The 25775-nt window shown below is 59.3% G+C and carries 21 protein-coding genes; 6 read left to right on the top strand and 15 right to left on the bottom strand.

Features of this window, described 5'->3' with window-relative positions; all coding sequences use genetic code 11:
- Positions 1-47: 47 nt before the first annotated feature.
- Both V3W40_RS25890 and V3W40_RS25885 read right to left on the bottom strand, forming a co-directional pair.
- On the bottom strand, positions 48-3137 hold the full coding sequence (locus V3W40_RS25890) for an efflux RND transporter permease subunit (protein ID WP_330215881.1): 3090 nt from the start codon (positions 3135-3137) through the stop codon (positions 48-50).
- Entirely contained in the window at positions 3134-4243 is a 1110-nt protein-coding gene (locus V3W40_RS25885) for an efflux RND transporter periplasmic adaptor subunit (protein WP_330215880.1), read from the bottom strand. The genes V3W40_RS25890 and V3W40_RS25885 overlap by 4 nt, the downstream gene beginning before the upstream one ends.
- A 300-nt stretch (positions 4244-4543) precedes the next feature.
- Between V3W40_RS25885 and V3W40_RS25880 the strand changes: the two genes are divergently transcribed.
- The gene (locus V3W40_RS25880) at positions 4544-6001 is read left to right on the top strand and encodes an efflux transporter outer membrane subunit (RefSeq protein WP_330215879.1); all 1458 of its coding nucleotides are present in this window, start codon (positions 4544-4546) and stop codon (positions 5999-6001) included.
- A gap of 39 nt (positions 6002-6040) precedes the next feature.
- Complete coding sequence (locus V3W40_RS25875; RefSeq protein WP_330215878.1) at positions 6041-6826, top strand: SDR family NAD(P)-dependent oxidoreductase; 786 nt, start codon at positions 6041-6043, stop codon at positions 6824-6826.
- A gap of 71 nt (positions 6827-6897) precedes the next feature.
- On the opposite strand, the gene V3W40_RS25870 is transcribed toward V3W40_RS25875, so the two are convergent.
- The 9 genes from V3W40_RS25870 to V3W40_RS25830 all read right to left on the bottom strand — a co-directional run bounded on the left by V3W40_RS25870 (position 6898) and on the right by V3W40_RS25830 (position 16038).
- Positions 6898-8169, bottom strand: a complete 1272-nt coding sequence (locus V3W40_RS25870) for an OmpP1/FadL family transporter (RefSeq protein ID WP_137211798.1) — start codon at positions 8167-8169, stop codon at positions 6898-6900.
- 387 nt (positions 8170-8556) lie between these two features.
- A complete protein-coding gene (locus tag V3W40_RS25865) occupies positions 8557-9177 on the bottom strand; it encodes a TetR/AcrR family transcriptional regulator (RefSeq protein WP_137211797.1) in 621 nt (206 codons plus the stop codon).
- A 417-nt stretch (positions 9178-9594) separates the two neighbouring features.
- Positions 9595-10368, bottom strand: a complete 774-nt coding sequence (locus V3W40_RS25860; protein ID WP_137211796.1) for a phosphate/phosphite/phosphonate ABC transporter substrate-binding protein — start codon at positions 10366-10368, stop codon at positions 9595-9597.
- 34 nt (positions 10369-10402) lie between these two features.
- On the bottom strand, positions 10403-11731 hold the full coding sequence (locus V3W40_RS25855) for an LLM class flavin-dependent oxidoreductase (protein ID WP_330215877.1): 1329 nt from the start codon (positions 11729-11731) through the stop codon (positions 10403-10405).
- Positions 11732-11767: 36 nt separating this feature from the next.
- Positions 11768-12673 (bottom strand): ABC transporter substrate-binding protein, encoded by a 906-nt coding sequence (locus tag V3W40_RS25850; RefSeq protein WP_290024039.1) that lies wholly within the window; start codon positions 12671-12673, stop codon positions 11768-11770.
- Positions 12674-12722: 49 nt separating this feature from the next.
- On the bottom strand, positions 12723-13406 hold the full coding sequence (locus V3W40_RS25845) for an ABC transporter permease (RefSeq protein ID WP_330215876.1): 684 nt from the start codon (positions 13404-13406) through the stop codon (positions 12723-12725).
- Positions 13406-14035, bottom strand: a complete 630-nt coding sequence (locus V3W40_RS25840) for an ABC transporter permease (protein ID WP_330215875.1) — start codon at positions 14033-14035, stop codon at positions 13406-13408. Before V3W40_RS25840 ends, V3W40_RS25845 begins: the two co-directional genes overlap by 1 nt.
- The gene (locus tag V3W40_RS25835) at positions 14032-15063 is read right to left on the bottom strand and encodes an ABC transporter ATP-binding protein (RefSeq protein WP_330215874.1); all 1032 of its coding nucleotides are present in this window, start codon (positions 15061-15063) and stop codon (positions 14032-14034) included. The genes V3W40_RS25840 and V3W40_RS25835 overlap by 4 nt, the downstream gene beginning before the upstream one ends.
- Positions 15064-15093: 30 nt before the next feature.
- Positions 15094-16038 carry a fatty acid desaturase gene (locus V3W40_RS25830; RefSeq protein WP_330215873.1) on the bottom strand — a complete coding sequence of 315 codons (945 nt, stop codon included), beginning with the start codon at positions 16036-16038 and terminating at the stop codon, positions 15094-15096.
- A gap of 109 nt (positions 16039-16147) precedes the next feature.
- On the opposite strand from V3W40_RS25830, the gene V3W40_RS25825 reads away from it, so the two are divergent.
- From V3W40_RS25825 to glcF, 4 genes are all read left to right on the top strand, one after another.
- On the top strand, positions 16148-16342 hold the full coding sequence (locus V3W40_RS25825; protein WP_065948712.1) for a hypothetical protein: 195 nt from the start codon (positions 16148-16150) through the stop codon (positions 16340-16342).
- Between the two features lie 236 nt (positions 16343-16578).
- A complete protein-coding gene (glcD, locus tag V3W40_RS25820) occupies positions 16579-18078 on the top strand; it encodes a glycolate oxidase subunit GlcD (protein WP_330215872.1) in 1500 nt (499 codons plus the stop codon).
- Positions 18078-19142, top strand: coding sequence for a glycolate oxidase subunit GlcE (glcE, locus tag V3W40_RS25815; RefSeq protein WP_330215871.1), 1065 nt, complete (start codon positions 18078-18080; stop codon positions 19140-19142). The genes glcD and glcE overlap by 1 nt, the downstream gene beginning before the upstream one ends.
- Positions 19143-19145: 3 nt before the next feature.
- Positions 19146-20417: a glycolate oxidase subunit GlcF gene (gene glcF, locus V3W40_RS25810; RefSeq protein WP_330215870.1), complete on the top strand. Its 1272-nt coding sequence runs from the start codon at positions 19146-19148 to the stop codon at positions 20415-20417.
- Positions 20418-20646: 229 nt separating this feature from the next.
- On the opposite strand, the gene V3W40_RS25805 is transcribed toward glcF, so the two are convergent.
- The 4 genes from V3W40_RS25805 to V3W40_RS25790 form a co-directional block, all read right to left on the bottom strand.
- Positions 20647-23019 carry a hypothetical protein gene (locus tag V3W40_RS25805; RefSeq protein WP_330215869.1) on the bottom strand — a complete coding sequence of 791 codons (2373 nt, stop codon included), beginning with the start codon at positions 23017-23019 and terminating at the stop codon, positions 20647-20649.
- 61 nt (positions 23020-23080) lie between these two features.
- Positions 23081-23830, bottom strand: a complete 750-nt coding sequence (locus tag V3W40_RS25800) for an ABC transporter permease (RefSeq protein WP_065927692.1) — start codon at positions 23828-23830, stop codon at positions 23081-23083.
- Between the two features lie 13 nt (positions 23831-23843).
- Positions 23844-24845 carry an ABC transporter substrate-binding protein gene (locus V3W40_RS25795; RefSeq protein ID WP_065927693.1) on the bottom strand — a complete coding sequence of 334 codons (1002 nt, stop codon included), beginning with the start codon at positions 24843-24845 and terminating at the stop codon, positions 23844-23846.
- On the bottom strand, positions 24842-25681 hold the full coding sequence (locus V3W40_RS25790) for an ABC transporter ATP-binding protein (RefSeq protein WP_065927694.1): 840 nt from the start codon (positions 25679-25681) through the stop codon (positions 24842-24844). The genes V3W40_RS25795 and V3W40_RS25790 overlap by 4 nt, the downstream gene beginning before the upstream one ends.
- Between the last annotated feature and the right edge of the window lie 94 nt (positions 25682-25775).

The following is a 25775-nucleotide window of genomic DNA, read 5'->3' as shown; positions in this document are numbered from 1 at the left end:
TTGACCGACGAGAGGACGCCGGCGCCCTCCCCTCGAACACCCTTTGTTCAGGCAGGTTGCACTGCTTGAGCCTTGCTCGCGTTGCCAGGGCGGATTTTGAACCAGATGGCGTACATCGCCGGCAGGAACACCAACGTCATGATGGTGCCGACCAAAGTACCGCCGATCAGTGTGTAGGCCAGCGTGCCCCAAAAAACAGAATGGGTCAGCGGGATGAATGCCAGGATGGCCGCCATCGCCGTCAGCAGTACCGGGCGAGCCCTCTGTACCGTGGCTTCGATGACGGCGTGAAAGGGATCCAGGCCTTCCTGGGCGTTGTGATGGATCTGCCCGATCAGAATCAGCGTGTTACGCATCAGGATGCCCGACAACGCGATCAACCCAACCAGGGCGTTGATACCAAACGGTTGATGAAATATCAGCAGCGTCGGCACCACGCCAATAAGTCCCAGCGGTGCGGTGAAAAACACCATGATCATTGCCGAGATCGAACGCACCTGGACGATGATGATCAGCAGCGTCAGCGCAATCATGATCGGAACCAGCGGCACTATCGCCTGGCCTGCCTTGCCCGACTCCTCGATTGCACCCGCTTGCTCGATCCGATAGCCGGCGGGGAGCGTGTCGATAATCGGCTGCAGTTGCTTGATGATCACACCCGATACATCAGGTGGTTGAAGGCCTTCGTCAATATCGCCACGCACGGTGATCGTCGGTGTACGGTCACGGCGCCTGAGGATCGGATCCTCCATGCGCACATCCACCTCTCCGACCTGGGACAGCGGGATCCGCTGGCCCGCGGCGCCCACCAATGTAAACCCTTCAATCCGCGCAGGGTCCAGACGTATATCGCCTGCGGCGCGCCCAACCACCTGCACTGAACGAATGTCTTCACGAACCGACGTGATCGGCACGCCCGTCAGCAGGAATTGCAACTGCTGGGCGACGGCGCTGGAGGTCAGTCCAACCGCCTGCAAGCGATCCTGATCCAGGCTGAAATGCAGAGTCGGCGCCAGAGGGCCCCAGTCGCTGTTGACCGTCCTCATCAACGGACTCGCTTGCATGACCGCTTGTACACGGCCCGCAATCTCGCGCAGCTTCGTCGGGTCAGGCCCCATTACCCTGTAGGCGACGGGATAGGGTGAATACGGCCCAAACACAATTTGAGTCGCCCTGACACGGGCCTCGGGGGCGAGCCCGGCAGCGACCGCCTCGCGAAAACGCAGCTTGAGGGTTTCACGTGCCTCCTGGCTGGACGTCAGCACCACGATTTTGGCGAATGACGGATCCGGCAGTTCTGGCGCCATCGCCAGGAAGAAACGCGGCGCGCCCTGCCCGATATAGGCCGTGACGATTTTTGCCTCTTCCTGCTTTTGCAGCCAGGCCTCGACCTTTTTCGCGGTGGCACTGGTCTGCTCGATGGAGGTTCCGTAGGGCATTTGCACCTCGACCATCACCTCGGGACGATCTGACGTCGGAAAGAACTGCTTCTTCACCAGGCCCATGCCCAGGACGGCCACGACAAACAGCGTGATAACCGTGCCAGCCACCAGCCACTTGAGTTCGATGACCCGGGTCAGGACCCGGCGGAAGCGGTTGTAGCGCGGGGTATTGTAGATAGCCGCATGCCCACCCTCTACCTGCTTGATGTCTGGCAGCAACTTCACGCCCAGGTAAGGGGTGAAAGCCACTGCGACAACCCAGGAAGCGATCAGAGCAATGCCCACGATCCAGAACATGTTGCTGGTGTACTCGCCGGCAGTGGACTGGGCGAAACCGTTTGGCATGAAGCCAACCGCCGTTACCAGTGTGCCAGAGAGCATCGGCGCAGCCGTATGACTCCAGGCATACGCGGAGGCTTTGATGCGGTCGTAGCCCTCCTCCATTTTCACGACCATCATTTCGATCGCGATGATCGCGTCATCTACCAGCAACCCGAGCGCCAGGATCAATGAACCGAGGGTAATACGGTCAAAGTTCTTTCCGGTGGCCGCCATCACCACAAACACGATCGCCAGTGTCAATGGCACGGCAGCTGCGACCACGACGCCTACACGCCAGCCCATGCTGAGAAAGCACACAAGCATCACCACGAGCAGCGCGACAAAAAACTTGACCATGAACTCGCCAACGGCCGAGTCGATGTTGACGGCTTGATCGGTCACCTTGGTCAGCGTCATGCCCAGTGGCATGCCTTCATTGATCTTGGTCGTCTCGGCGTCCAGCGCCTTGCCCAGGTCCAGGCCGTTCCAGCCTTCGCGCATGATGACCCCCAGCAGCAGGGCCTCTTCTCCATTACTGCGCACCAGAAAGGTTGCCGGGTCTTCATAGCCACGTTCGACAGTGGCCACGTCGGAGAGCTTGAGCGTGCGCCCCTGAACCACAATCGGCGTGTCACGAATCTTCTCCAGCTTGTCCAAGGCGCCGTCCAGGCGGAGGAAGACTTGCGGCCCATTTGTTTCAATCGAACCGGCGGGCGTGAGCACGTTCTGATTATTCAGCGCGGCAAAGATGTCCTGAGGCGCAATGCCCAGGGTGGCCAACCGATCATGGGAGAACGAAACAAATATTCGCTCGGCCTGCTCACCGATGATGTTGACCTTCTTCACGCCCGGCACATGCAACAGTTGCTGGCGCAACGACTCAGCATCACGCACCAGCAGCCGCTGCGGCTCGCCTTTGGCTTTGAGGGCGAACAGCGCAAACGTCACGTCCGAATATTCGTCGTTGACCAAGGGCCCGATTACACCCGCCGGTAGCTTGGTGGCTTCGTCGTCGAGCTTTTTGCGTGCCTGATAAAACTCTTCCTGCACCTGTGAGGGTGGCGTGCGGTCCAACAACGACACCATGGTGAAAGCGAGACCGGGCCGCGTATAGGTTTCCGAGCGGTCGTACCATTTCAATTCCTGCAGGCGTTTTTCAAGTGGCTCTGCGACCTGGTCCTGCATTTCCTGCGCAGTAGCCCCCGGCCAGGCAGTAATGACCGTCAACTGCTTGACCGTAAACGGTGGATCCTCCGCACGCCCCAGTTGGAAGAACGCCAGGGTGCCCGCAACCGCGATCAGAAAGATCAGGAATACCGTAATGGATCGCTCACGAACGGCGATCGCAGAAATATTAAAGCGGCCTTCGCTCATGGATGACTCCCGGCAACATGGGCGTCATCCTGCCGGGGCACTCTCACGTCCTCTCCATCGCGCAGCAGATGGGCGCCTAACGCGACGATCTGCTCACCGACCTTGAGATCGCCTGCCACGCGTGCGGCATCGTCGCTCAATCCCAGCACCTGAACAGGACGCCAGCTCACCTTTGCCGGCGAGCCTGCGATCACCCACACACCGGTGCCATTGCCTGGGTCATAAAGGGCTGCGATGGGGACTTGCAGCACCTGCCCGTGCGCGGCGCCCTCTGCGATCCGCAGCGTGACCGTCGAGCCTATCGGGGCATTGGCCAGCGCGCCCTCAAGCACATACCGCGCCTCGAACGTGCGCGTCACTGGGTCGGCAGAATCAGAAAGCAGCCTGAGCTTCGCTGTAACAGCCCCTGCGGTACTGCCGTAAAGCGTCGCTTGCGCGGTGGATCCGGCTGCAGGACGCAACGTCTCGGGCAGATGCACGATGGCTTCGCGCTGGCCTGCGCGGGCCAGTCGAACCACGGGCTGCCCCGGGCTGACGACTTGCCCGGGCTCTGCGAGTGTTTCCACCACGACACCGTCGGAATCCGCAAATAACACCGCGTAGCCGGAAGCGTTACGGGCGACATCGGCCTGGGCTTGTGCGGCGCTGAGCTGCGCCTTTGCGCTATCCGCTGCGGCCTTGACCTGGTCGTAGGCCGATGCAGAAACAGCCCCTGCGGCGACGAGGTCGCGATATCGCGCCTCGTCATCGGCGGTCTGCCTGGCGCGGGCCCTGGCGGCGGTGACCGACTCTTGCTGTGCTCGCGCCTGCAACCCCAGGTCGATAGGGTCAAGGCGCATAAGCGGCTGACCGCGTTTAACGCTCTGGCCGGTATCGACCAGCCGCTCGAGGATCTTGCCGGAGACCCGAAAACCAAGATCACCCTGCACGCGGGCCGCCACTACCCCCGTGAATGAACGTGACGTCTCTGAGGAGCCCTCAACCGTTCCGGGCCTTACCAGAGGAGCCTGCGTGCGCGGATCGTCAATGTTGGATGAGTCACCACACGCCGTCAGGACGAGAGGCAACAAGCAGGCTGCAATGGGGATGGGTCGGAGCCGGAGCATAGGTTCCCTTATTGAATAGAAAGAACAGGGATCATATATTCAGACTGGTGACTATTATTGTCAACGGTCACATTCGAGTTCTCCAATGGCGCAGAAGGATGCACCACCCCACTACGCGATCGCTCATGACCCCGTTACAACGAGGCTGGGTTGATGCAGGACTGCATATTCCAAAGCAGCACATGACGGGGTTGAACGATATTTTTCAGTCATACCTGAATTTAGCCCAGAGGCCTCAATTGACAGAGAGTGACCGTACAGTAATATGGTCACAAACAATGTTCGATTCAAGGAATCCCAATGCACTCCCTCCGCCCCGCTGCTTTTTTGATCAGCGCCAGCTTGATGACAGGTTGTGCGGTCGGTCCGGACTATCGCCGTCCGGACGCCCCGCTCCCGGACCGTTACCTGGGCCAGTCTTCTGTCGAGCAGAGACCAGGGGCGACGCCTGCCAGCCTCGTCATCTGGTGGGAGGGCTTCGGTGATCCACTGCTCGCCGACTTCGTCGCCAAGGCGCTTGAACAGAACCTTGATCTGGCGCAAGCCCAGGCGCGAGTCGCGCAGGCGCGGGCAGGACTAGGCGCCGCCAATGCCGCTTTATTGCCCTCGGGAAACATCAGCGGCCAGGCCGCCCGCGCCTACCAATCAGTCGAGACGCCACTCGGCCAGGTGCTGAACTCAACCCCTGGCTATGATCGCTATGGCAGTTCCTACGAGGCCGACCTCAATGCCAGCTGGGAAGTGGATGTCTTTGGCGGCCTGCGACGCGGACGCGAGGCGGCACTGGCCGAGTACCAAGCTTCCGAGGCAGGCGCCGCGGCCACACGATTGGCCATTGCCGCACAGACTGCGGATATCTACATCACTGTCCGCGGATTGCAGGCTCGGCTGGACATCGCGAATCGACAAGTCAAAACCCAGCAGGGGCTGCTGGAGAAAGTCCAATTGCTCTACAGCAAGGGACTTGCCGCCAGCCATGAGGTTCGTCAGACCGAGGGGGCTTTAGCACAGGTCCAAGCCACCGTACCGGTCCTGCAGACCGGTCTGGATGCGGCCATGAATTCACTCGATGTCATGCTCGGCACGCCACCCGGTACTCATCGCACGCAACTTGCCATGGTCGCAAGCATTCCGGCAGCGCCGCAGTTAAAGGCCATGGGAACGCCAGCCGACTTACTGCGCCGCAGGCCTGACCTCATAGTGGCCGAGCGCCGCCTTGCCGCCTCAAACGCACGCATCGGAGAGGCGATTGCCGAGTACTACCCGAAGTTCTCTCTGAGCGCATTACTGGGGAGTGCGACGGCTGTATCGGCAGGCAATCTTTTTTCCGGCGGCGCCAGTCAATCGTCGGGCGTACTGGGACTGCGCTGGAGACTCTTCGACTTTGGCCGCATTAACGCCCAAATCGATCAAGCCAAGGGACAGGAAGCCGAATCCCTGGCCGCTTACCGTCAGTCTGTGCTGCGCGCCACCGAGGATGTCGAGAACGCGCTCTCCTCACTGGTGAATCGGGACGCCCAAGCGACCACCCTTATTGGGGGCGAGACGTCTCTGACTCAAGCGCGCCAATCGTCGTTCACTGCTTATGAAAAAGGCACGGCAAGCTTGATTGACGTCCTGCACGCTGACGAGACCCTGCTTCAGGCTTCCGATGCTCGGGCGCAGGCACAAACCGAATCGGCACGCGCGGCAGTCGCCGCGTTCAGGGCGCTGGGCGGCGGCTGGCAGCCCTCGGATAGCCAACTGACGAGCCGATGACACGGGCGGTTTTCGAGATTCAAACAAGGGGTATGCAAGATGACAGTGAGAGAAAATTCATGGGTGCTGATTACTGGAGCGTCCAGCGGATTCGGCAAGGAATTTGCCCGACAGTACGCCGCAAAAGGGAAATCGCTGATTCTGGTGGCCCGCAGGCTGAACGAGCTTGAAGCACTCGCGGACGAATTGCGTAGTCGTTTCGACGTCGACGTGATGGTGCAGCAAGCAGATCTTTCATCAATAAATGTGATTATCGATCTGCATCGGCGCCTGCGTGACAGCAATACGGTGGTCGATGTCCTGATCAACAATGCGGGTTACGGCTTGCAGGGAGCATTCCTGGATGAGCCCCTGGAAAGCTCCCTGGCGATGATCGACCTGGACGTCGCCAGCCTGACCGCCATCACTCGTCTGTTTGCAGAGGATATGCGGGCCAGGCGCAAGGGGCATATCTTGATGACTGCCAGCCTGCTGTCCTACCAGGGCGTGAAGAATTTTGCGGTTTACTCTGCCGCCAAGGCTTACGTACTCAGATTCTCCGACGCCCTGCATCGTGAGCTCAAACAAGACGGTGTGGTGGTCACAGCGCTTTGTCCAGGCATGTCGGATACCGGGTTTGCAGCAAGTGCCAAACAAAAGATAACACCGGTCTTGAAGAGGGTCATGATGCAACCCGAGCCTGTAGTGCGTGCAGGGATACAAGCGTTGCACGCAGGCCGCATCAGCGTCGTGCCGGGCTTTGGCAACAAGGCTATTGCGGTCTTGACCTGGGCCACACCCCGTCGACTTCACCAGGGCCTGATGTCGCGCGTAATGGGTGTTTGAGCGGGCCAGGCAATGCCTCCGACGACGGATACCTGATTCACTAGGTATCCGCTCTCAGGCCACGCAGTGAGTCAGAATCGATAGCTGACAGAAGTGCCCAAACCGCTCGCGCTATTTTTATACTTCGAGCTGTAGGCGCCTCTTGAGGCGGATACGTCATTGACCTGCACGCTTTCCTCCCATAGGTAGGAATACGCCACATCGATCGTGACATTCTCTGCCGGCGTCCACCCTGCCCCGACACTGATGACTTTCCGGTCACCGGTAGGGATTCGCGGCCCACGGTTGACGTTGTTGGCGGGTGACTGGTCAACCGAGAAGCCGGCGCGAAGAACCCACTGATTGTTCAGCTTATACGCCGTGCCGATAGCGTGCGCCCACGTGTCGTGCCAATTCTGCTCCTCGGTAATACGACTCAGTGTTCCGCTCAACGCCGCAGGCAAGCCACTGTTTTCGAACACCAATTCCTTGAAGCGACTCCAGCGCGTCCACGTACTCCCCAGGTAGAGCGTCCAGTCACTGTTGAGTTGATGAGTCACGGAAAAATCGACTGATTCCGGGGTGTCCACATCCAAGGAAGCGTCATAGCTCGTACCGCTTACACCCAGCACACTGAAGATGCCGTCGGTGAGCTTGGTCTTGGCATCCAGCTGGTAGCTGACCTTGGAGTGATAGGTCAGACCCAACCGAGTTCGATCTGTCGCCTGCACTAGAATACCCGCGTTAAACCCAAGCGCCGTGTCATCGCCGGTGCTTTTGAGTTTTCCGTCATTGCGGCCCGGGCTGAGTGGATTGAGCACCATCCCGGAAAGCTCACCACTGATACGGTTGATGGTCGGTCCGAAACCGATCGAGACCTTGTCGTTGAACGCATAGCTGATGGTGGGCTGAAACGTAAGGGTCGTGACCTCACTTTTGTTGGCGTAGTAGCGGCCGGCGAACCCACTGCCATAATCGGTCATTAGCCCAAACGGCACATAGAAACCCACACCGAACGCCCAGTGCTCATCGATGGGTTTGACGTAGTAACCCATGGGCACTGTGGTGGTCGGCACCATGTCCCCGTCCTCCTGTCCCCCGAATGTGCTGCGCGTCTGGCTTATATTGGCCTTTGCGAAAAGCGTTGCCGCCCCGACGCTGGCCTGCTCTTTTTTCAAGCGAGACATACCGGCCGGATTACCGAAGACGGTACTCGCGTCTTCTGCAGATGAAGAACGGCCGGCAAATCCGGAGCCCATCCCACTGATGCTTTGTTCATTGAGAGCGAAACCGCTCGCGAACAATTGAGTCGACGAGAGGGCAACAGCAAGGCCAAGCGGGGTCCTGCGCAGTATTTTTTTCATTATTAGGACTCGATAGATCATCGGGATAAAGCGGTAGAGAGCGTCACGCTGAGCGCGGGCTACCGGGAGGGGCCGCAGCGCAGATTTACGAAGATCGTGCGCGCCACGGCGATTCCTCCAGGATAGGTACAGCATATTTATTCATGTGACCATTTATGTCAATCGTCACAAATTCAGCAAATGAACATGCATGGCTACGCGGCAAATGCTGCGCGGATAATCCACTCAGTTACGTAGTGAGGGTTGATACATGGCTGTGAATGTGGGGATCAGGCCCCGGATTGGAATTAATACCGCGCCCCGGAAAATGGTGTCCACCTGGATCGGTGTTCACCATCATCCAAGCGTTGATATCAGAGCAAAGTGATAGAGATGATTAACGCAGGCTCACGGCATCAAGCTACGCAGAATGAGATTGGAGGTGAGGACCGGAGCCAGCTCGACGAAGTCAAGGTTGTATTGCAAAAGCAACGGATTGACGAAAGGGCGCAGCGCAAGGTGGATCGAATCGACTGTTTCGTCCAAGGGTGTTTTGCGTTCAAATTCGCCGATCTCTCGGCCTTCACGCACAATCTGCACCACGAAGCCCCTGACCAAGGCATCATATTGCTGAGCGCAGGGCCAGTTCTCAGACGCTGCAAATGCGGCGATGTCATAGAGCTTTCGATCACTGAAGAACAAATTCACCCCGGTAGCGATCAGCGTTTTCACCAAACGTCGAAAACGTTCGGTCGGCGAAATGTCCTCTGCATTAATGGCCTGTTCTACGGCCGCGATGATTTCCGCCAGGCAATTGCCACAGATAGCCTCACCAATCGCCTGCTTGGAATCAAAAAACTTGTAGATGTACGCCTTGGAAAACCCGATCGCTTTCGCCAGGTCGGAAACCGTAGTTTTGCTATAGCCGTATTGACTGAAGTGCTGATTGGCCGCCGCGACGATCTGATTCCGGATCTCATGATCGGCAGGGCCACGGATGCTGGGGGAAGCTATGGATGTCTTGTTCATACGAGCTAGCTTACGCATCCGAAAAGCGCTTGACAACGAGTGACCAAATTATACTTTTGTCACAAGCTCGCAATGATCAGGGTTGGTTTCAGGTCAATTGTCTCTGCGCGGAGGGTCAAACACCTCCCCCAATCAGTTTTTTCGACGTGTTGTGCAAACGCCGTACCCCGCCATCGAACTCTCTAGCTCACTAACGGCGGCCTCCAAGCCAAGGGGCTTCAATCTGACCGGCCAAAAACACCCCGCGCCACCGAGCGTGGGCGTCTCCCCTGTCAATCCCTGTCAGCTGTTGCCGGACGCGTTTTCGATGCGGGTGCGCTTCCGTCGTTGCACGATCGCTACGGTATTTCCACCCAGGCTGTGTGCACGCAGATCAAGGGTTGGCCTTCGCATAGCAGGTGTTTGAGATGGGGCCGCTCAGGACGCTACAAACGAAAAGCCGCGACTGGCCGCACTGCGCTCATATTCCAGGAGACACTCATAGTCAGCCTCACTGGCGGGCAGGACTTCCTTGATCGCCAGGTCACGGGACACCTCAGGAAGCTGCTCCAAGGCTTCGTTCATTGCGTTCCTGATTGAAGCGGCGTCCTGACCAATCGAGGTGATGTAAGGCAGGCAGGGACTGCGCACACTTCGTGTCAAGATCCTGAGGCCTTCGATCTCGGCACTGTTATCTCTCGCAAGATAGTCGTAGGTGATGCTATCGATGGAAGCCAAATCACCCTCGCCTTCTCTAAGCCTTCGCAGGCTCTCCCTGTGGGATCCGGTGAAGGTGAGTTTCGAGAAGAAACCTCGGTCGCTGATCCCGGCCAGCGTGTGGCGAAATAAATTCATTCCAGAGTTGGAATCCGGGGCGTTGATCAGGCCATGGCGGCCCTGGAAACCCGCCAGGTCAGTCACGGCCGAATCAGCCCTGCAGAGCAGCACACTGCAATGGTCCCCTCCAGAGCCATGGGTAAGCTCATAGCTCGGGCGCCCTACCAGCTTTACCTTTCCCCGCAGCGACGTAACGAATGGATAGCCGCAGGTCTGGGATAACAACAGATCCGGGGAAAGCCAGTGCGCCGCGAGATCAACGATCTGTGTTTGCCCACGGCGCTCGCCGAGAATCGCCAGGATGCGCTCAAGCCAGGCATCCTGTGCGTGTAGAACCCTGGCGGGAGCGAGGTACATGGATAGATCGCTGGTCATATGACATCCATTCAGAGGGTGCTATTGATACTGCTCACAGCAGGAAACGGTTGGCCGGCGTCTTCAAGCCCAAGCGATCCCTCAGTGTCCCGGGCTCATATTCCTGGCGGAACACCCCTCGGGCTTGGAGCAGAGGCACCACGCCACGGGTGAAGGTTTCGAAGTCAGTGGGCAAAAACGGAAACATGAGGTTGTAGCCATCGACGGCATTCGACTCGTATAACGCTGAAAGCTTGTCGGCAATATGCTCCGCCGTTCCGATCAACAGCCAGGTGCTGGAGCTCTTGACCAACCGGCGCCCTATCTCGCGGATGGACAGGGAAGTGTCGTACTGCTTGAGCAGGGCCAGCTCGGTTCGAATGCCATCAAACTCGGACTCATCCGGCAACGCTGGCAACGGACCGTCCGGCGATAGTCCTGTCAGGTCCAGGCGGGTGTAGCTGGAGACCAGGTCAATCGCCACCGCATCGATAATCAGGCTGTCCTCCAGGTGCCGACGTCGTTCCTCCTCAGTCTCATCCCCGAGCACCACCGGCAGCACGCCGGTGATGATTTTCAGATCACTGGCGTGCCTGCCCTTCAACTCGAGTCGACGATTCAAATCGGCCCTGTACGCCAGTCCCTCCTCGACCGAATTGATAAAGCAGAAGTGTACGTCCCCATGGGCGGCGGCCAGGTTTTTGCCGGCTTCAGAAGACCCCGCCTGCGCAAGGACCGGATGGCCCTGGGGTGGACGCGGCACGTTAAGCGGCCCACGTACGCTGAAATGTGCGCCTTTGTGATTGATCGGGTGGATTTTCGAGGGGTCGGCAAAGTAGCCGGTCCCCTTGTCAAATTCAAGCGCGCCCTCCTCCCAGGAGTCCCAAAGCTGCTTGACGACCTGGATGAATTCCTCGGCCCGCTGATAACGATCACCGTGTTTCGTCACGCCTGACAATCCGAAATTCGAAGCCTCTTCTTCCAGCCAGGACGTCACGATATTCCAACTGGCTCGCCCTGCGCTGAGGTAGTCCAGCGAAGCAAAATAGCGCGCAAGGTTGAAGGGCTCGTTATAGGACGTCGAAGCCGTGCCCATCAGCCCGATATGCTCGGTAACCGCAGCCAGTGCGGACAACAACGTAATCGGTTCAAGGCGGGCGTTGGCATAGTGCCTCAACCCGCTGGCCACGGAGTCCCAGACTGCGACGTGATCCGCGACAAAAACCGCATCAAACTTCGCCGCCTCCGCCGCCTGCACGAGTTTTACGTAGTAACCCAGCGTCAATATCTCTTGGGTCGGTGCCAGCGGGTGGCGCCAGGAAAAACGATGATCGCCCTGGGGATTAAAAAAGAACAAATTCAAAATCATACTTTTATTCGACATAACGCCTCCGCGACCTTACCCACGTCGCATTGATTTTCACTGGGCCGTCTTGACGGTATGTTCGGCGACCCACTGCGCCGCGACTTTCGCGGGGTCCTTGTGATCGATATCAACCAGGCGATTGAGTTGCTTGAGGTCGTCATCGGTCAGTTTTGCAGAGACCTCGTTGAGCACCTGGGTGACTTCCGGGGTCAGCAACGCCTTGCGACCCAGTGGGGTGATGTTTTGCAGGGGCTGTTGGTGCTTGTCGTCCTCGAGGACAACCCAAGGCTCTTTCGCCAGGATGCCTTGCGTGGAGACCACCGTGGCCACGTCGATAGCGCCGGAATTCAACGCCAGCCGCGACAAGGGCCCGCCCATGTCCAGCGACTTGATGCTCTTGAAGTTGATGCCGTAGACCGCCTTCAACCCGGGCAGGCCTAACGCAGCTGTGGCAACTTCGGGAGGCCCGCCCAGGGTGAAATCACCCGATACGGGCGCCAGGTCGGACAAGGTGCGCAGGTTGTACTTTTCTGCGGTCTTTTTGGTGACAGCCCAGGCGGTAATGGAGCCTGCGGACGAAGGCTCAAGCAGCTGGAGGTCCGCCGGCAACTTCTGTTGCAAAGCGCTGAGGATCTCCTTTTGGCTGGTCAGGGCGGTCTTGTCGTCATAGAAACTCAACAGTGACCCCAGGTATTCGGGTACGACGTCTATATCGCCGTTTTCCAGGGCCTGGGCGATGATCTGGCGGTTGCCCAGATTGAGTCGGGTCTTGACGTCTATCCCTTGATTTTTCAAGGCTGACGCATAGATGTTGGCGAGAATCGTCTGCTCGGAAAAATTGGCCCCTCCAATGGTGATGGACTGAGCGCTGGCAAACGCGCTGCCCACCAGCAAGCCTAACCCCAGCAACAATGAAACCGCGTGCGCTGAGCGAGCCTTCGAACGTTGTTTGTTTTTCATGTGGGTTTGCACCTCTGCAGAGTTAATACACACTTTCAAATGCCTCAGGTCATGTAGCGCTTAGTTCGATTTTCCCCGCGCGCCATTTTCTAACCATGAATGTTTCTATCATTGAACAAACCCACTCACTGACAATCGCCAGTGCCGACACCATCAGTGCGCCGCCAATAATTTGCGGCGTATCATTTCGGCCCAGTCCATCAATAAGAAACCTGCCCAGCCCGCCGAAGCCTGCATACGCGGCGATGGTGGCCGTGGCGATAAGTTGCACCAGGGCTGATCGGAACCCTGAAAAGATCAGCGGAAAAGCCAGCGGCAACTCGAGCTGAAAAAACATCTGCCCTCTGCGCATGCCCATCGATCTGGCAGCCTGCTTCAGAGATGAATCCACCTGATCGATGCCAACATAGGTATTGGTTAATATCGGCGGGATGCTCATGGTCACCAACGCGATAATCACCGTGCTGGCTTCATAGCCAATGAGCATGATTGCAAGTATCACAATGCCCAGGGACGGTAATGCTCGCCCAATATTGAACAGCCCTATTGCCACCTGCGCGCCTTTGCGGTAGTTAGCCAACAATACGCCAAGCGGCAACGCTATTGCGCAAGCAATAACCAGGCTCAAGGACACATAATAAATATGCTCTGCCAGCCGAGCCAGTATGCCGTTTTCACCCAACCAATTATCCGGAAGAGAAAACCAAAGGTAGACACCCGCGATCATGTTCATCAGCGCACCCAAGGCACCAGCCATTTATTGATTGAATAAAACAGAAAATCAAAACATAACGCCAACATCACGGTCAGGACCAGGCTGACTGCCACAGGTGTAGTGAAACTTTGAGCCAGCCCGGTAATGAACAGCTGGCCCAGTCCACCTTGTCCAATCAAGGCAGTAACCGTCACCAGCCCCACCAACGTGACGGAGGTTGTTCGTAAGCCCGCCAATAACGCAGGCAACGCCAGTGGAAGTTCAACCCCGAGGAATCTCTGCATGCGCGTATACCCGAGCGCGCGGGCTTCCTCCAATACGTCAGCAGGGTTACTCGCAAGCCCCGCCAAGGTGTTCTGCAACACAATAAGCAAGGAATACAGGCTCAAACCAATGACCGCCGTGGTCTTGGATAACCCGGTAAAAGGCATTATCAAAATAAACAGTGCCAGGGACGGAATGGTAAAGAGTATGCCGCAGACATAAATCATCGGCCGCGCCAATCCTGGCTGCCACAACGTCAAGAGCACCATTGCACCCGCTAACAGCATCCCTATACACAGGCCCAGGATCACCAGTTGAATATGATCGACTAACAGCTGGCCGATCTGCTGCCAGTTTTCAACGATCCAGGACCAGTCAATCATTGCGCACTTCCGAAGCGGCGTTCATTGAGTGCGCTGTGAAGGCTGGCAATCGACAGGCAACCTTCGTAACTGCCGGCCTCGTCCACGCGAACAACCACACCCATAGGAGCCGTTAGCATCTTAACTAGGGCGTGATGCAACGAGTCGTGACTCGACACTGTTGTCAGCTCCGGAACAGGCATGTCCGAGTCACTGACCCACTTCAACGGGTTGGACTTGTCATCCAGTAGAAGTTTGAATTCACAACTGACCTCATCCACCGGAAGATCAGAAACCTTCATCAGCGAAAGTCTTTTTAACAGCGGATCTTTGCCGATAAAGTTCTTCACAAACTCGCTGGCAGGATGGGCAAGGATGTTGTGAGGGGTATCGAACTGAACAAGTTTTCCTTCGCCCTCGAAGATGGCAATCCGATCACCAATCTTGATGGCCTCCTCCATATCATGGGTCACCAGGATAATGGTTTTATGCAAACGTCTCTGAAGCGCAACCAGTTCATCCTGCAGTCGCTCGCGTATCACCGGATCAAGCGCGGCAAAGGGTTCGTCCATCAATACAACCGGTGGGTCCGAGGCCAATGCCCTTGCCAGGGCGACACGACTTTGCTGCCCGCCCGACAGCTGATTAGGGTAGCGGTCCAGAAATTCCGGCTGAAGCCCAACCAGGGAGATGAGTTCGCTCACGCGCTGGCGGATTTTATGTTTGCTCCAGCCGAGCAGCCGTGGGACTGCGCCAATATTTTCGGCAACCGTCTGGTGAGGAAATAAGGCGGCGCTCTGCATCATGAAACCAATGCCGCGGCGTAGCGTAACGACGTCAAGTTCATCGGTCGCCACGCCGTTGACACAGATGCGGCCACTGTCCTGGGTATCCAGCCGGTTGATCATGCGCAAAATGGTGGTTTTGCCGCAGCCACTCGGCCCGACAAATAAACAGATCTCACCCTCCCGGACGTGAAGCGTTAAATCGCTCACGGCCATTCGCGGGCTGCCTTTATGAGTTTTCTTGATGGCTTCAAAACGTATCATTTTCCGACGCCCACATTAGCTTGCCTAGTGTTAGTGCTCAGCAGGATGGCGAGGACAATCCACGGGACTGACCAGATGTTTCTGCAATAACTGGAAGTAGCCATGAATGACATAGCCATTGTTTCGCGCGATCCATTGTTCACGCCTGGCTCTATACACCCTGGGTAAGTAAAACCAGGGCAAACCGGGAAGATCGTGATGAACCAGGTGAAGATTGAGGTTGAGAAACAGCCAACTCAACAGCCCCGACGATTCATTGATAACCGTGCGGTGTTCCGGATACGTTGACGGACGATGTTCGTAAAACGACCTGATCATGGCAATCGACAAAGCCGGCAACGAAACCAGGAATAAGTACTGTATGGCACTGATGGCGCTGTATTCCTCAACCAAAGCCAGCACTACGCCAACACTGAGTAGATGCGCGGCCCACATCCGCCAAGCGATTCGACCGGTATGAAACAGCCCTCTGATTTCGCTACCCACAAGGGCCGTCACCGCCAATGGCGCGCCCATAAGCAAGCGACCGCCCAAGGTCTTGTTTACCCACAACAACGTTCTGATATACCGAGGCGAGCGCAACCAAAAAGCACCGTTTACATAACGACTTTCCGGATCTTGCCCGGGTACCGTCAGCACTTCGTCGTTGTGATGTGCCAAATGGGTGTCCCTGTAAATGTCGTAGGGGTACCACACGGCAAATGGCAGAAATCCCAAGGCCTTGTTTATGGCGGGCCAACGGGTTGGATGACCATGGATAAGCTCATGCTGAATCGACATCCACAGCACAACCAGTGGCACCAGCAGGACAAGGCTGAATACTTCGCCAAGTACTTGCCCATAAAAAACAATAAACGCCCAGGCCAGATAAAACCCGACTAACAAAAGCCAGGTGGGCCATTCGGTTTTACTGGTCAGGGTAGTGCTCAGCTTGACGATTTCCGCTCGATGAGCGTCATCCAAATAGTTTGGCATTGTTGTCAGTCGCGATAGAACGTGCTAGGAACGGGCGCCCAATCACTCACACTTCAAGCTGCAACCCATAAACCGGGATTACCTGAAGATGATTGGCTGGACTAACGGTATGGAAGTGCCCCACAACGACGATTCACATGGCGTAGAGAAGAAACGCCAAGCCTTCGCTGATTGCACTGCAGGCTTCGCTGTTGGCCTGACAAGGGAGAGGTTTGCCGGTAACGGATGGAACGGCAATGGAGGAAAAAGGACGGGTGCTGATATTGTCGGCGTGAGAAATCGCGACATGGGCGCCGTCATGTGACAGAGCCTCAAGGCTGATTTGGAAGATTCGGGCGCCGGCCATAGTCGTACCATAACAATAGGATTGAACATATCCGGCGGTCCGGTGACAGCAAGGTAGCATGATGACTAATACGATCAAGGACTATATTTTATTATGCTTATTCCTAAAATGAATAAGTGATCCAGGCGAATGATGCAAGCCAGCTGCATCGGAACAGACCTCGAATAAAAACAACGGAGGGTTGCCTACCGACTATGAACATTCTCTACGATGAACGCGTCGACGGCGTCCTGCCTGACGTCGACAAACAGGCACTCCTGCACGCCCTGCAGACTCGCTTGCCTGACCTGGAAATCCTGCACCAGCGCGAAGCGCTCAAGCCGTACGAATGCGACGGACTCTCGGCTTATCGCACCACGCCCATGCTGGTAGTGCTGCCGCGCCACATCGATCAGGTCCAGGGCGTGCTTCGAGTCTGCCATGAGCGGCGTGTACCGGTGGTGGCTCGCGGCGCGGGCACCGGGTTGTCCGGCGGTGCGCTACCGCTGGAAAAAGGCGTGCTGCTGGTGATGGCGCGCTTCAACAACATTCTGCACATCGACCCCGCCGCCCGCACCGCCCGGGTTCAGCCGGGGGTACGCAACCTGGCGATTTCCCAGGCGGCTGCGCCGTTTGGCTTGTATTACGCGCCTGACCCTTCCTCGCAGATCGCCTGTTCCATCGGCGGTAACGTGGCGGAAAACGCCGGTGGCGTGCATTGCCTGAAGTACGGGCTGACCGTGCACAACCTGCTCAAGGTCGACATCCTGACCGTCGACGGCGAACACGTGAGCCTGGGTTCCCAGGCCCTCGACTCTCCGGGTTTCGATCTGCTGGCATTGTTCACCGGCTCCGAAGGCATGCTCGGGGTGATCACCGAGGTCACGGTCAAGCTGCTGCCCAAACCACAAACCGCCAAAGTGCTGCTGGCCGCCTTCGATTGCGTCGAAAAGGCTGGCCGTGCGGTGGGCGACATCATTGCCGCCGGCATCATCCCGGGCGGCCTGGAGATGATGGACAACCTGGCCATTCGCGCCGCCGAAGACTTCATTCACGCCGGCTACCCGGTGGACGCCGAAGCGATTCTGTTGTGTGAACTCGATGGCGTGGAAGCCGACGTCCACGACGACTGCCACCGCGTGCGCCAGGTGCTGGAACAGGCCGACGCCACCGAAGTGCGCCAGGCTCGGGATGAGGCCGAACGCGTGGGTTTCTGGGCCGGGCGCAAGAATGCGTTTCCGGCGGTGGGCCGCCTCTCACCGGATTATTACTGCATGGACGGGACGATCCCGCGTCGCGAACTGCCTGGGGTGCTGCACGCTATCGCGGCGTTATCCAGCGAGTACGGCCTGCGGGTGGCGAATGTTTTCCACGCCGGCGACGGCAACATGCACCCGCTGATCCTGTTCGATGCCAATCAACCGGGCGAACTCGACCGCGCCGAAGCCCTGGGCGGCAAGATCCTCGAATTGTGTGTGAAGGTCGGCGGCAGCATTACCGGTGAACACGGTGTGGGCCGCGAGAAGATCAATCAGATGTGTGCCCAGTTCAATAGCGATGAGCTGACCGTGTTCCACGCCGTCAAAGCCGCCTTCGACCCCGGCGGATTGCTCAACCCCGGCAAGAACATCCCGACGTTGCATCGATGCGCCGAGTTTGGCGCCATGCACGTTCATCTGGGTCAGATGCCCTTCCCCGACCTGGAGCGTTTCTGATGCGCAGCGGACACCCTATCGACGCCAGCGCAGCGCTGCTGGAGCAGGTCAACCAGGCGCTGAACGACGCCACGCCGCTGCGTATCCAGGGCTCCAACAGCAAGGCGTTCCTCGGCCGCGCAGTCACCGGGGAAGTCCTCGACACCCGCGCCCACCGGGGCATCGTCAGCTACGACCCGACGGAACTGGTGATCACCGCCCGTTGCGGCACGCCATTGGCGGAGTTGGCAGAAGTGCTGGACGCCGCGCAACAGATGCTGCCTTGCGAACCACCCTCCTTCGGTGAGCACGCCACCGTCGGCGGCATGATTGCCTGCGGACTCTCGGGGCCGCGGCGTCCCTGGTCAGGATCGGTCCGCGACTTTGTCCTCGGGACGCGGGTCATCACCGGACAGGGTAAGCATTTGCGCTTCGGCGGCGAGGTGATGAAGAACGTCGCCGGCTACGATCTGTCGCGCTTGATGGCCGGCAGTTACGGCGCGCTTGGGGTGGTGACCGAAGTGTCCCTCAAGGTCCTGCCCAAACCACGGCAAACCTTGAGTATCAGCCTGGAAATGGACACCGACCGTGCCTTGCTGCGCCTGGCGGAATGGGGGCAGCAACCGCTGCCGATCAGCGCCGCGTGTCACGATGGCCAGCGCCTGCACCTACGGCTCGAAGGGGGTGAAGGCTCGGTGGCGGCGGCCCATGAGCGCTTGGGCGGCGAGTTGCTGGACGCGACCTACTGGCAAGACCTGAACGAACACCGGTTGGTTTTTTTCGATGAGGATCAGCCCCTTTGGCGCCTGTCCTTGCCGCACAACACACCCCGATTGTCGCTGCCAGGTACCCAATTGATCGACTGGGGTGGCGCCCAGCGCTGGCTCAAATCCGACGCCGACGCGAGCGTCATTCGCGCGGTGGTCGAAAAAGCCGGCGGGCATGGGACCTGCTACCACCCGGGCCTGATCGACAGTCCCTTCCAACCGCTGCCCGACACGTTGATGCGCTACCACCGGAACCTGAAGCAGCAACTCGATCCACGGGGCATCTTCAACCCCGGTCGCCTGTACGCGGAGCTTTGAACCATGCAGACCACCTTGAGCGAAGACGCCCGCCGACTGCCTCGCGCCGAAGAAGCCGAAAGCATCCTGCGTAGTTGCGTGCACTGCGGTTTTTGCAATGCCACCTGCCCGACCTATCAACTGCTGGGCGATGAACTGGATGGCCCGAGGGGGCGTATCTACCTGATCAAGCAGGTGCTCGAAGGCAATGAAGTCACGCGCAAGACCCAGGAGCATCTGGACCGTTGCCTGTCTTGCCGTAACTGCGAAACCACCTGCCCCTCCGGCGTCGACTATCACAACTTGCTCGACATCGGCCGGGCGGTGGTCGACGCGGCAGTGCAACGCCCGCTCAGTCAGCGTTTGCTGCGCGAAGGGTTGCGCAGCGTCGTTCCGAATCCCGCGCTGTTCAACCTGCTGATCGGCAGTGGCCAGCTATTTCGAGCTTTATTGCCCAACACCTTGCAGGCCAAGTTGCCTCGCCGCGTCTACCCGCCCAAACCGCGCCCGACCACGCGCCACTCCCGCCGGGTATTGATGCTTGAGGGCTGCGTGCAACCGCACCTGTCACCCAATACCAACGCCGCCACGGCGCGGGTGCTGGATCGCCTGGGGATCAGCGTCATATCCACCCCCGAGGCAGGCTGCTGCGGTGCCGTGGACTATCACCTTGACGCTCAGGCGATGGGCCTTGAGCGCGCCCGGCGCAACATCGATGCATGGTGGCCGAGCATTGAAAACGGGGTCGAGGCGATTGTGCAAACCGCCAGCGGCTGCGGTGCCTTTATCAAGGATTACGGCCACCTGCTCAGCACCGACCCGGCGTATGCCGACAAGGCGCACAGGGTCAGTGCCCTGGCCAGGGACCTGGTTGAAGTGCTGCGCGGCGAGCCACTGGATAAGCTCGGTGTACACAGCGACCAGCGCCTGGCGTTCCACTGCCCCTGCACCTTGCAGCACGCGCAAAAACTCGGCGGCGCCGTTGAAACCCTGCTGACAAGCCTGGGCTTCAACCTGACCGCGGTTCCCGACGGCCACCTGTGCTGCGGCTCGGCGGGCACCTATTCGCTGACCCAGCCCGAATTGTCGCGGCAACTGCGCGATAACAAGCTGAATGCGTTGGAAAGCGGCCACCCCGACGTCATCGTCACCGCCAATATTGGCTGCCAGTCCCACCTCGACGGCGCAGGACGCACCCCGGTCAGGCACTGGATCGAACTGGTCGAGGCCGCGTTGCCCTCATCAGGTACTGCAGAATCCTTGCGGCTGCACGCACCGAAGCCCACAGCAATCTAGCCGGGGCGCAATGCCTGGATTGAATCGGCCTCCTGTGGCGAGCGGGCTTGCCCCGCGTTGGGGTGCGAAGCAGCCCCTGATGAAGACGAATGCGGTGTATCAGGCACGCCTCTGCGCCTGGTTTTGGGGCTGCTGCGCAGCCCAACGCGGGGCAAGCCCGCTCGCCACAACAAGCCCGCTCGCCACAGGGTTCTTTGCGCGCTCTCGAACGGGTTCGAACACGGCGGCCTTAAGCAAGCGTGAGGAACAGCGCCGAGGTCCAGACCCGGGACTGGTCGCGTTGACGCGCGCAGATGAACAATGGATGCTCGCGACCCGCTTGCAGATTGAGTGGTGCCAGCTCGATCTGCCCCTGCAGTTCACGGGGCAGCGCTTCGGCGGTGGTCCTTTCCAGGGAGACTTTCAGTTCAGCCCCGGGCAGCTCTTCGATCACCTGGGATTGCGCCAGCAGTTCTTCGCCGGACAGTTCCATCAGCACCGTCGGTGCATGCACGTAGGGCTGCGGTTCGGATGGATCGCCGACCTTGATGTAGTTGTCGATGCGGCTGCGGACCTGCAACCTCGCGCCGGCCAATTGCGACAGGTCGATTTCGATGCTGTCGGTGTCGCCGTTGGTGTCGGTGCGAAAGGCCAGGGTCGTGGCGTCCTTGCGCCATACGGTTTGCTCCGGATGATCGAGGCCCAGGGCGCGAAAACCATTGATGACCGCGCCCGTCACCCGGATTTCGCCGGTCCAGTACGCGCCGCGATAACGGTCCTTGATGCGTGCGCCGCCCAGGCGCAGCCGGATGCGTTGGGCGGAAAACCCCAGCTCCTGATGCAGGTTGCGCGACCAGATCAGTTTATCGCCGTCGAACAGGTCCACCTGCTCCCAGCCCGCCTCACCCAGCAATCGATAGTCCAGGGTGGCATTCGAATCGGCCGTGAAGACCTCGCCCATGAAATGCTGGCCCTGGCGCAGGCTGGCAAACGCACGCTCGCCCGTCGTGGCAAAGGTGCGACGGGCGCGAAGGGCCTTGCCGACACTCGAACGATCGAAAGACTCGGCAATCACACCGGTCAGCCCGCCGCGAGAGCCAAACACCGCCGTGGCCGGAACCCCGCCGCCGCAACGGCCTTGATGCTCATCACTGTTCGCCGCGGCGCCGACCCGATAGCCACGCTGAAGGGCTTCGGCGTAGACCCAATGGAACTGGCCCCAGGCAGAGCCGACTTCGATCAAGCGTTCCAGCTCCGGATGGTGCCAGTCGAGGTTGCAACGGCGCCCGCCGACATGGGGCATCATCAGGTGACCTTCCGGGTCTTTTGCGTAGGCCGCGTACAATTCGTCCACCGGCCAGGCCCCCGGTTTGATGGTGCCCGCAGTGAACTCGTTCCACTCGAACGAGCGCACCAGGCGCCCTTGGTTATCGAACGGAAACTCGGGCTTGCGATCATGCAGGAACACCACGTTGCGGTCGCCGCCCGCGCAGGAGTTGCCGCACCACTCGGTGCCGGGGTAGCAGACGAAGCGGCCGGGCTCGTTGAGTTCGTGAATCAGCTTCACCGCCTGATCCCAGCGTTGCTCGGTGATATTGAAGTCGTTGGCGGTGTAGCCGAGCACATCGAGGCCGGCGACATCGCGGCCATAGCTGAGGTTGTAGAGCGTGTCGTTGGTGCCCACGGTGTCATCGGAGTGCACATGCAGGTCGGCGTACAGCGGGCGCAATGCGCTGCCGGCCGGGTCAACCGTGACAAACGCCTGGGCGCCACGCACGCCGGGCGCCTGCACCTCGGCGGACAAACGCCACTCGCCCACCGCCCCGAGGTCAAACCCCTCGAGCCGCACCGTCGCCCACCCTTCATTGGCCAGGGTAAACGCTTGCTGGCGCTCGCCGCCTTCCGGATCAACCAGGGTCAGCACCCCGTTGAGCGGCAGGTTGCGGCACGTGTTGCCCCAGGCATCGTCGACCCGCAGCAGCACATCGAACGCCTCACCGGCGCTGATCAGGCGCGGCACAATCAGCTGCACACGCTGCGCCGGTCCCGGCACGATGTTCAGCAACGGATCGCCTGGCACCTCGGCAAATTTCGAGCTGCCCAAGGGGTCGATAAACAGCCGGAAACGGAAGTCTTTCTCGACGAAACTCTGCACCCGCGTGCCCGCCCCGCCCTGGCGACGGTCGCCCAGGCGAATAGTGATCTTGTCGCCGGGATTCAGGTAGCCGTCGATGATGTCGATGATGATCGCTTTCTGGAACGGCCGTTCGTGGCCCTTCTGGTCGAAGCGCACTTTCAGGTGCTGCACGGTGGCCTGGCTCTGCCCGGGGACCAACTCGCCCGCCTGGTACTCGGCGCTGACGTAGTTGGGACCGGCCGGGTTCGAGGTCTGGAACAGTGCCCAATCGGAGTAGAACTTGAACGCCAGTTTCAACCAGGCGCCATCCGCCAGGCCGCTGCCGCCGACCTCGTAGACCAGGGTGATTTCATCCCATTGCCCGGCAATCAGCGTGTCTCGGTCACAGTCGATGCTACCGAGGAACGGGCGTTTCTTGTTGCGCTCGTAGAGGCCTTGGGGGGCGATGTAATGCCCGGCTTCGCGGGGATCGAATACGTTACTCACATGACACCTCGTGCAGTGGTCCACTGAAGGTTTGAAAGGGTTCGAAAGCAAAGGACGATGCTTACTGCACGCGCCATTTCTGGTAGTGGCGCTCGATGCGCCGGAACACAAAACTCTCCATCAGCCAGGCAATCAGGCCGATCAGCACGATGCCCAGCAGCACCTGGCTGCTGTTGCCGATCTGCCCGCCGGTGGAGACCATCCAGCCGATGCCCTGGGAGGCGCCGATCATTTCTGCGGCGACCAGTGCCCGCCAGCCCTGGCTGAAACCGATGCGCAAGGCCGCCGTCACGAAGGGCAATGAGGCCGGCAGGTAAACGTGGGCCAGCAATTGCCAGGGGTTGGCGCCCAAGGTGCGCGCCGCGCGGACTTCGCCACCGCGAATGCTCTGTACGCCTTCCTGGATGGTCACCGCCATGGGGAACATCGCGGCAATGAAAATCACCAGCACAATGGAGACATAACCCAGGCCGAAAATGATCATGATCAGCGGCGCCCAGGCTATCGGCGGGATCGCCATGAACAGGCTGTTGAGCGGCGAGATGAAATCGCGAAAGCGCGAAGACAAGCCGCCGGCCGTGCCCAGCACGATCGCGACAAGCACCGCCGCACAGAAGCCGCCGACTTCCTCCAGGACGCTCGCCCTGAGGTGCTGCCACAGCGAACTGTCGCTGAGCCAACGCAGCGCTTCGCGCGCCACATCCCAGGGCTGCGGCAGGATGTAGGTGGGAAAGCGGCTGGCCAGGGCCATCCAGATCAACAGCAGGAATGGCAGCGAAGCCCATCCCCAATTCGGTTTTGGCAAGGACATGACAGGCTCAGACTCAGCGCGAGGCTTTTTCCAGGTAGGCGGTATCCACGATCTGCTCGGTCTTGAGCGTCGTGTCGATAAAGCCCAGGTCGTGGGAGTAATTCATCAGGCGCTGGATGAATTGGATATCCGCAGGCTGCAAGTCCGCCGACCAGCCCAATCGCGTGCGCGCCTGGGCGACGATGGCCTCCGGGGCAATGGTCTTGCCGTCAGGACCCTGAACCGCTTCAAGCTTGAACGCCTCGGCGATGATGCGATTCGACTCGTCGGGATGCTCGTTGAGGAACGCGATGGCCTTGCGGTGCGCACGCAGCAGCTTGACCACGTCGTCCGGTCGTTCCTGCAAGGTTTTGGGCAGCGCGATCACCACGTACCACGGGTAGTTCGGCAGTGCCTGGTTGACGTCGAGCAGAATCCGGCTCGACCCGCGCAGCAACGATTGGCTGACAAAGGGTTCCCAGGAAAACGCCGCGTCGACGATGCCGCGCTCCAGCGCCGCGTTCATGTTGCCGGGTGGCATGTCGATGATGTCGAGGTCCTTGTCCGGGTTGAGACCGGCCTTTTCTTTCAGCACATAGCCGCGCAACAGCACGTCCATGCCACTGCCCTTCTTGACCCCGGCAAGCTTTTTGCCCTTGAGCTGCTCCAGGCTATTGATCGGGCTTTTTGCATCGACAATCACCGCCGCCTGGCCGTAATTGACCTTGGCCAGAATCCGGCTTTGCAAACCTCGGGAAAACCATTGGTACACCGGCGGCGTGCCCACATAGGCCACGTCCAGCTCATTGGCGGCCAGCGCCTGCTGGATCACCGGGCCATCGCCCAAGGCCTTGAGGTCAACATTCAAGCCTTCCTCGCGGTAGTAACCCTGCTTGTCGGCGATCAGCGCCGGGGCGTTGGCCATGGCGAACACATACCCCACACGCAGGGGTTTCTCTTCAGCGGCCACGGCACCTGTGCTGCTTGCCAAGGCGGCAACAGACAAGGAAAGAGCAAGCAGCGAACGTTTGATCATGGGGTTAACTCGGGTTGGCGGGTGGGGTTAGCGATGGCTTCGGCCGCGCCCATGACCTGGGAAATGCGCTCCATCAGCTCATTGCGGTAATCGAGAAAGGCCGGCAGGCGACGGGTTTTCAGGTTGGAACGCGGGCGCGGCAAATGAATATCCAGTTCGCTATGGATACCGCCGGGGGCGATGTTGAGCACGATGACCCGGTCGGCCAGGAACACCGCTTCGTCGATGTCGTGGGTAATGAACAGCACCGTCTGACCCAGCTCGGCCCAGATCCGCAGCGTCTCTTCATTCATGCTGTTGCGGCTGATGGCGTCCAGCGCGGCGAAGGGTTCGTCCATCAGCAATACGCTGGGCTCCAATGCCAAGGTCCTGGCCAGGGAGACGCGCTGCTGCATGCCGCCCGACAACTGATGGGGCAAGCGCTGTGCCGCGTTCTCCAGGCCGACCAGGCGCAAATACTGCAACGCCTGGGCACGCTGTTGCGCCTCACTGAGCTGCGCCGTCATCCGCAGGCCGAAACGCACGTTTTCCAGCGCGCTCAACCAGGGAAACAGCTGCGGCGCCTGAAACACATACCCCAACTCCGAGCGCTCAGGGCGCACGGCGGTCTGGTTGATGCTGATCCGGCCGCTCTGGGGTTGCTGAAAGCCCGACAACAGATTCAGCAGCGTGGTTTTCCCGCAGCCGGACGGCCCGAGGATCGCGACGAATTCGCCCGGCTTGGCGTTCAGGCTGAACGCGTTGAACACCCGATGGCCGTTGGGGTAGCTGAAACTGATGTGATCGACCGTCAGGGCGTCGGCTTGCGTTGGTGCGTAAGGCAAGGAGTCGGGCATGGCAAGTATCGTCAGGTCGTTTACAATGGGAATGCCTGACATAATACGTATTAATACAAGTTGTCCCAATAACCTATTTTTATAACCTTAGAAG

Origin of the sequence: Pseudomonas sp. AM8 (assembly GCF_036346475.1) — a bacterium.
Lineage (GTDB): Bacteria > Pseudomonadota > Gammaproteobacteria > Pseudomonadales > Pseudomonadaceae > Aquipseudomonas > Aquipseudomonas marginalis.
This window is presented reverse-complemented; position numbering and strand designations above follow the sequence as displayed.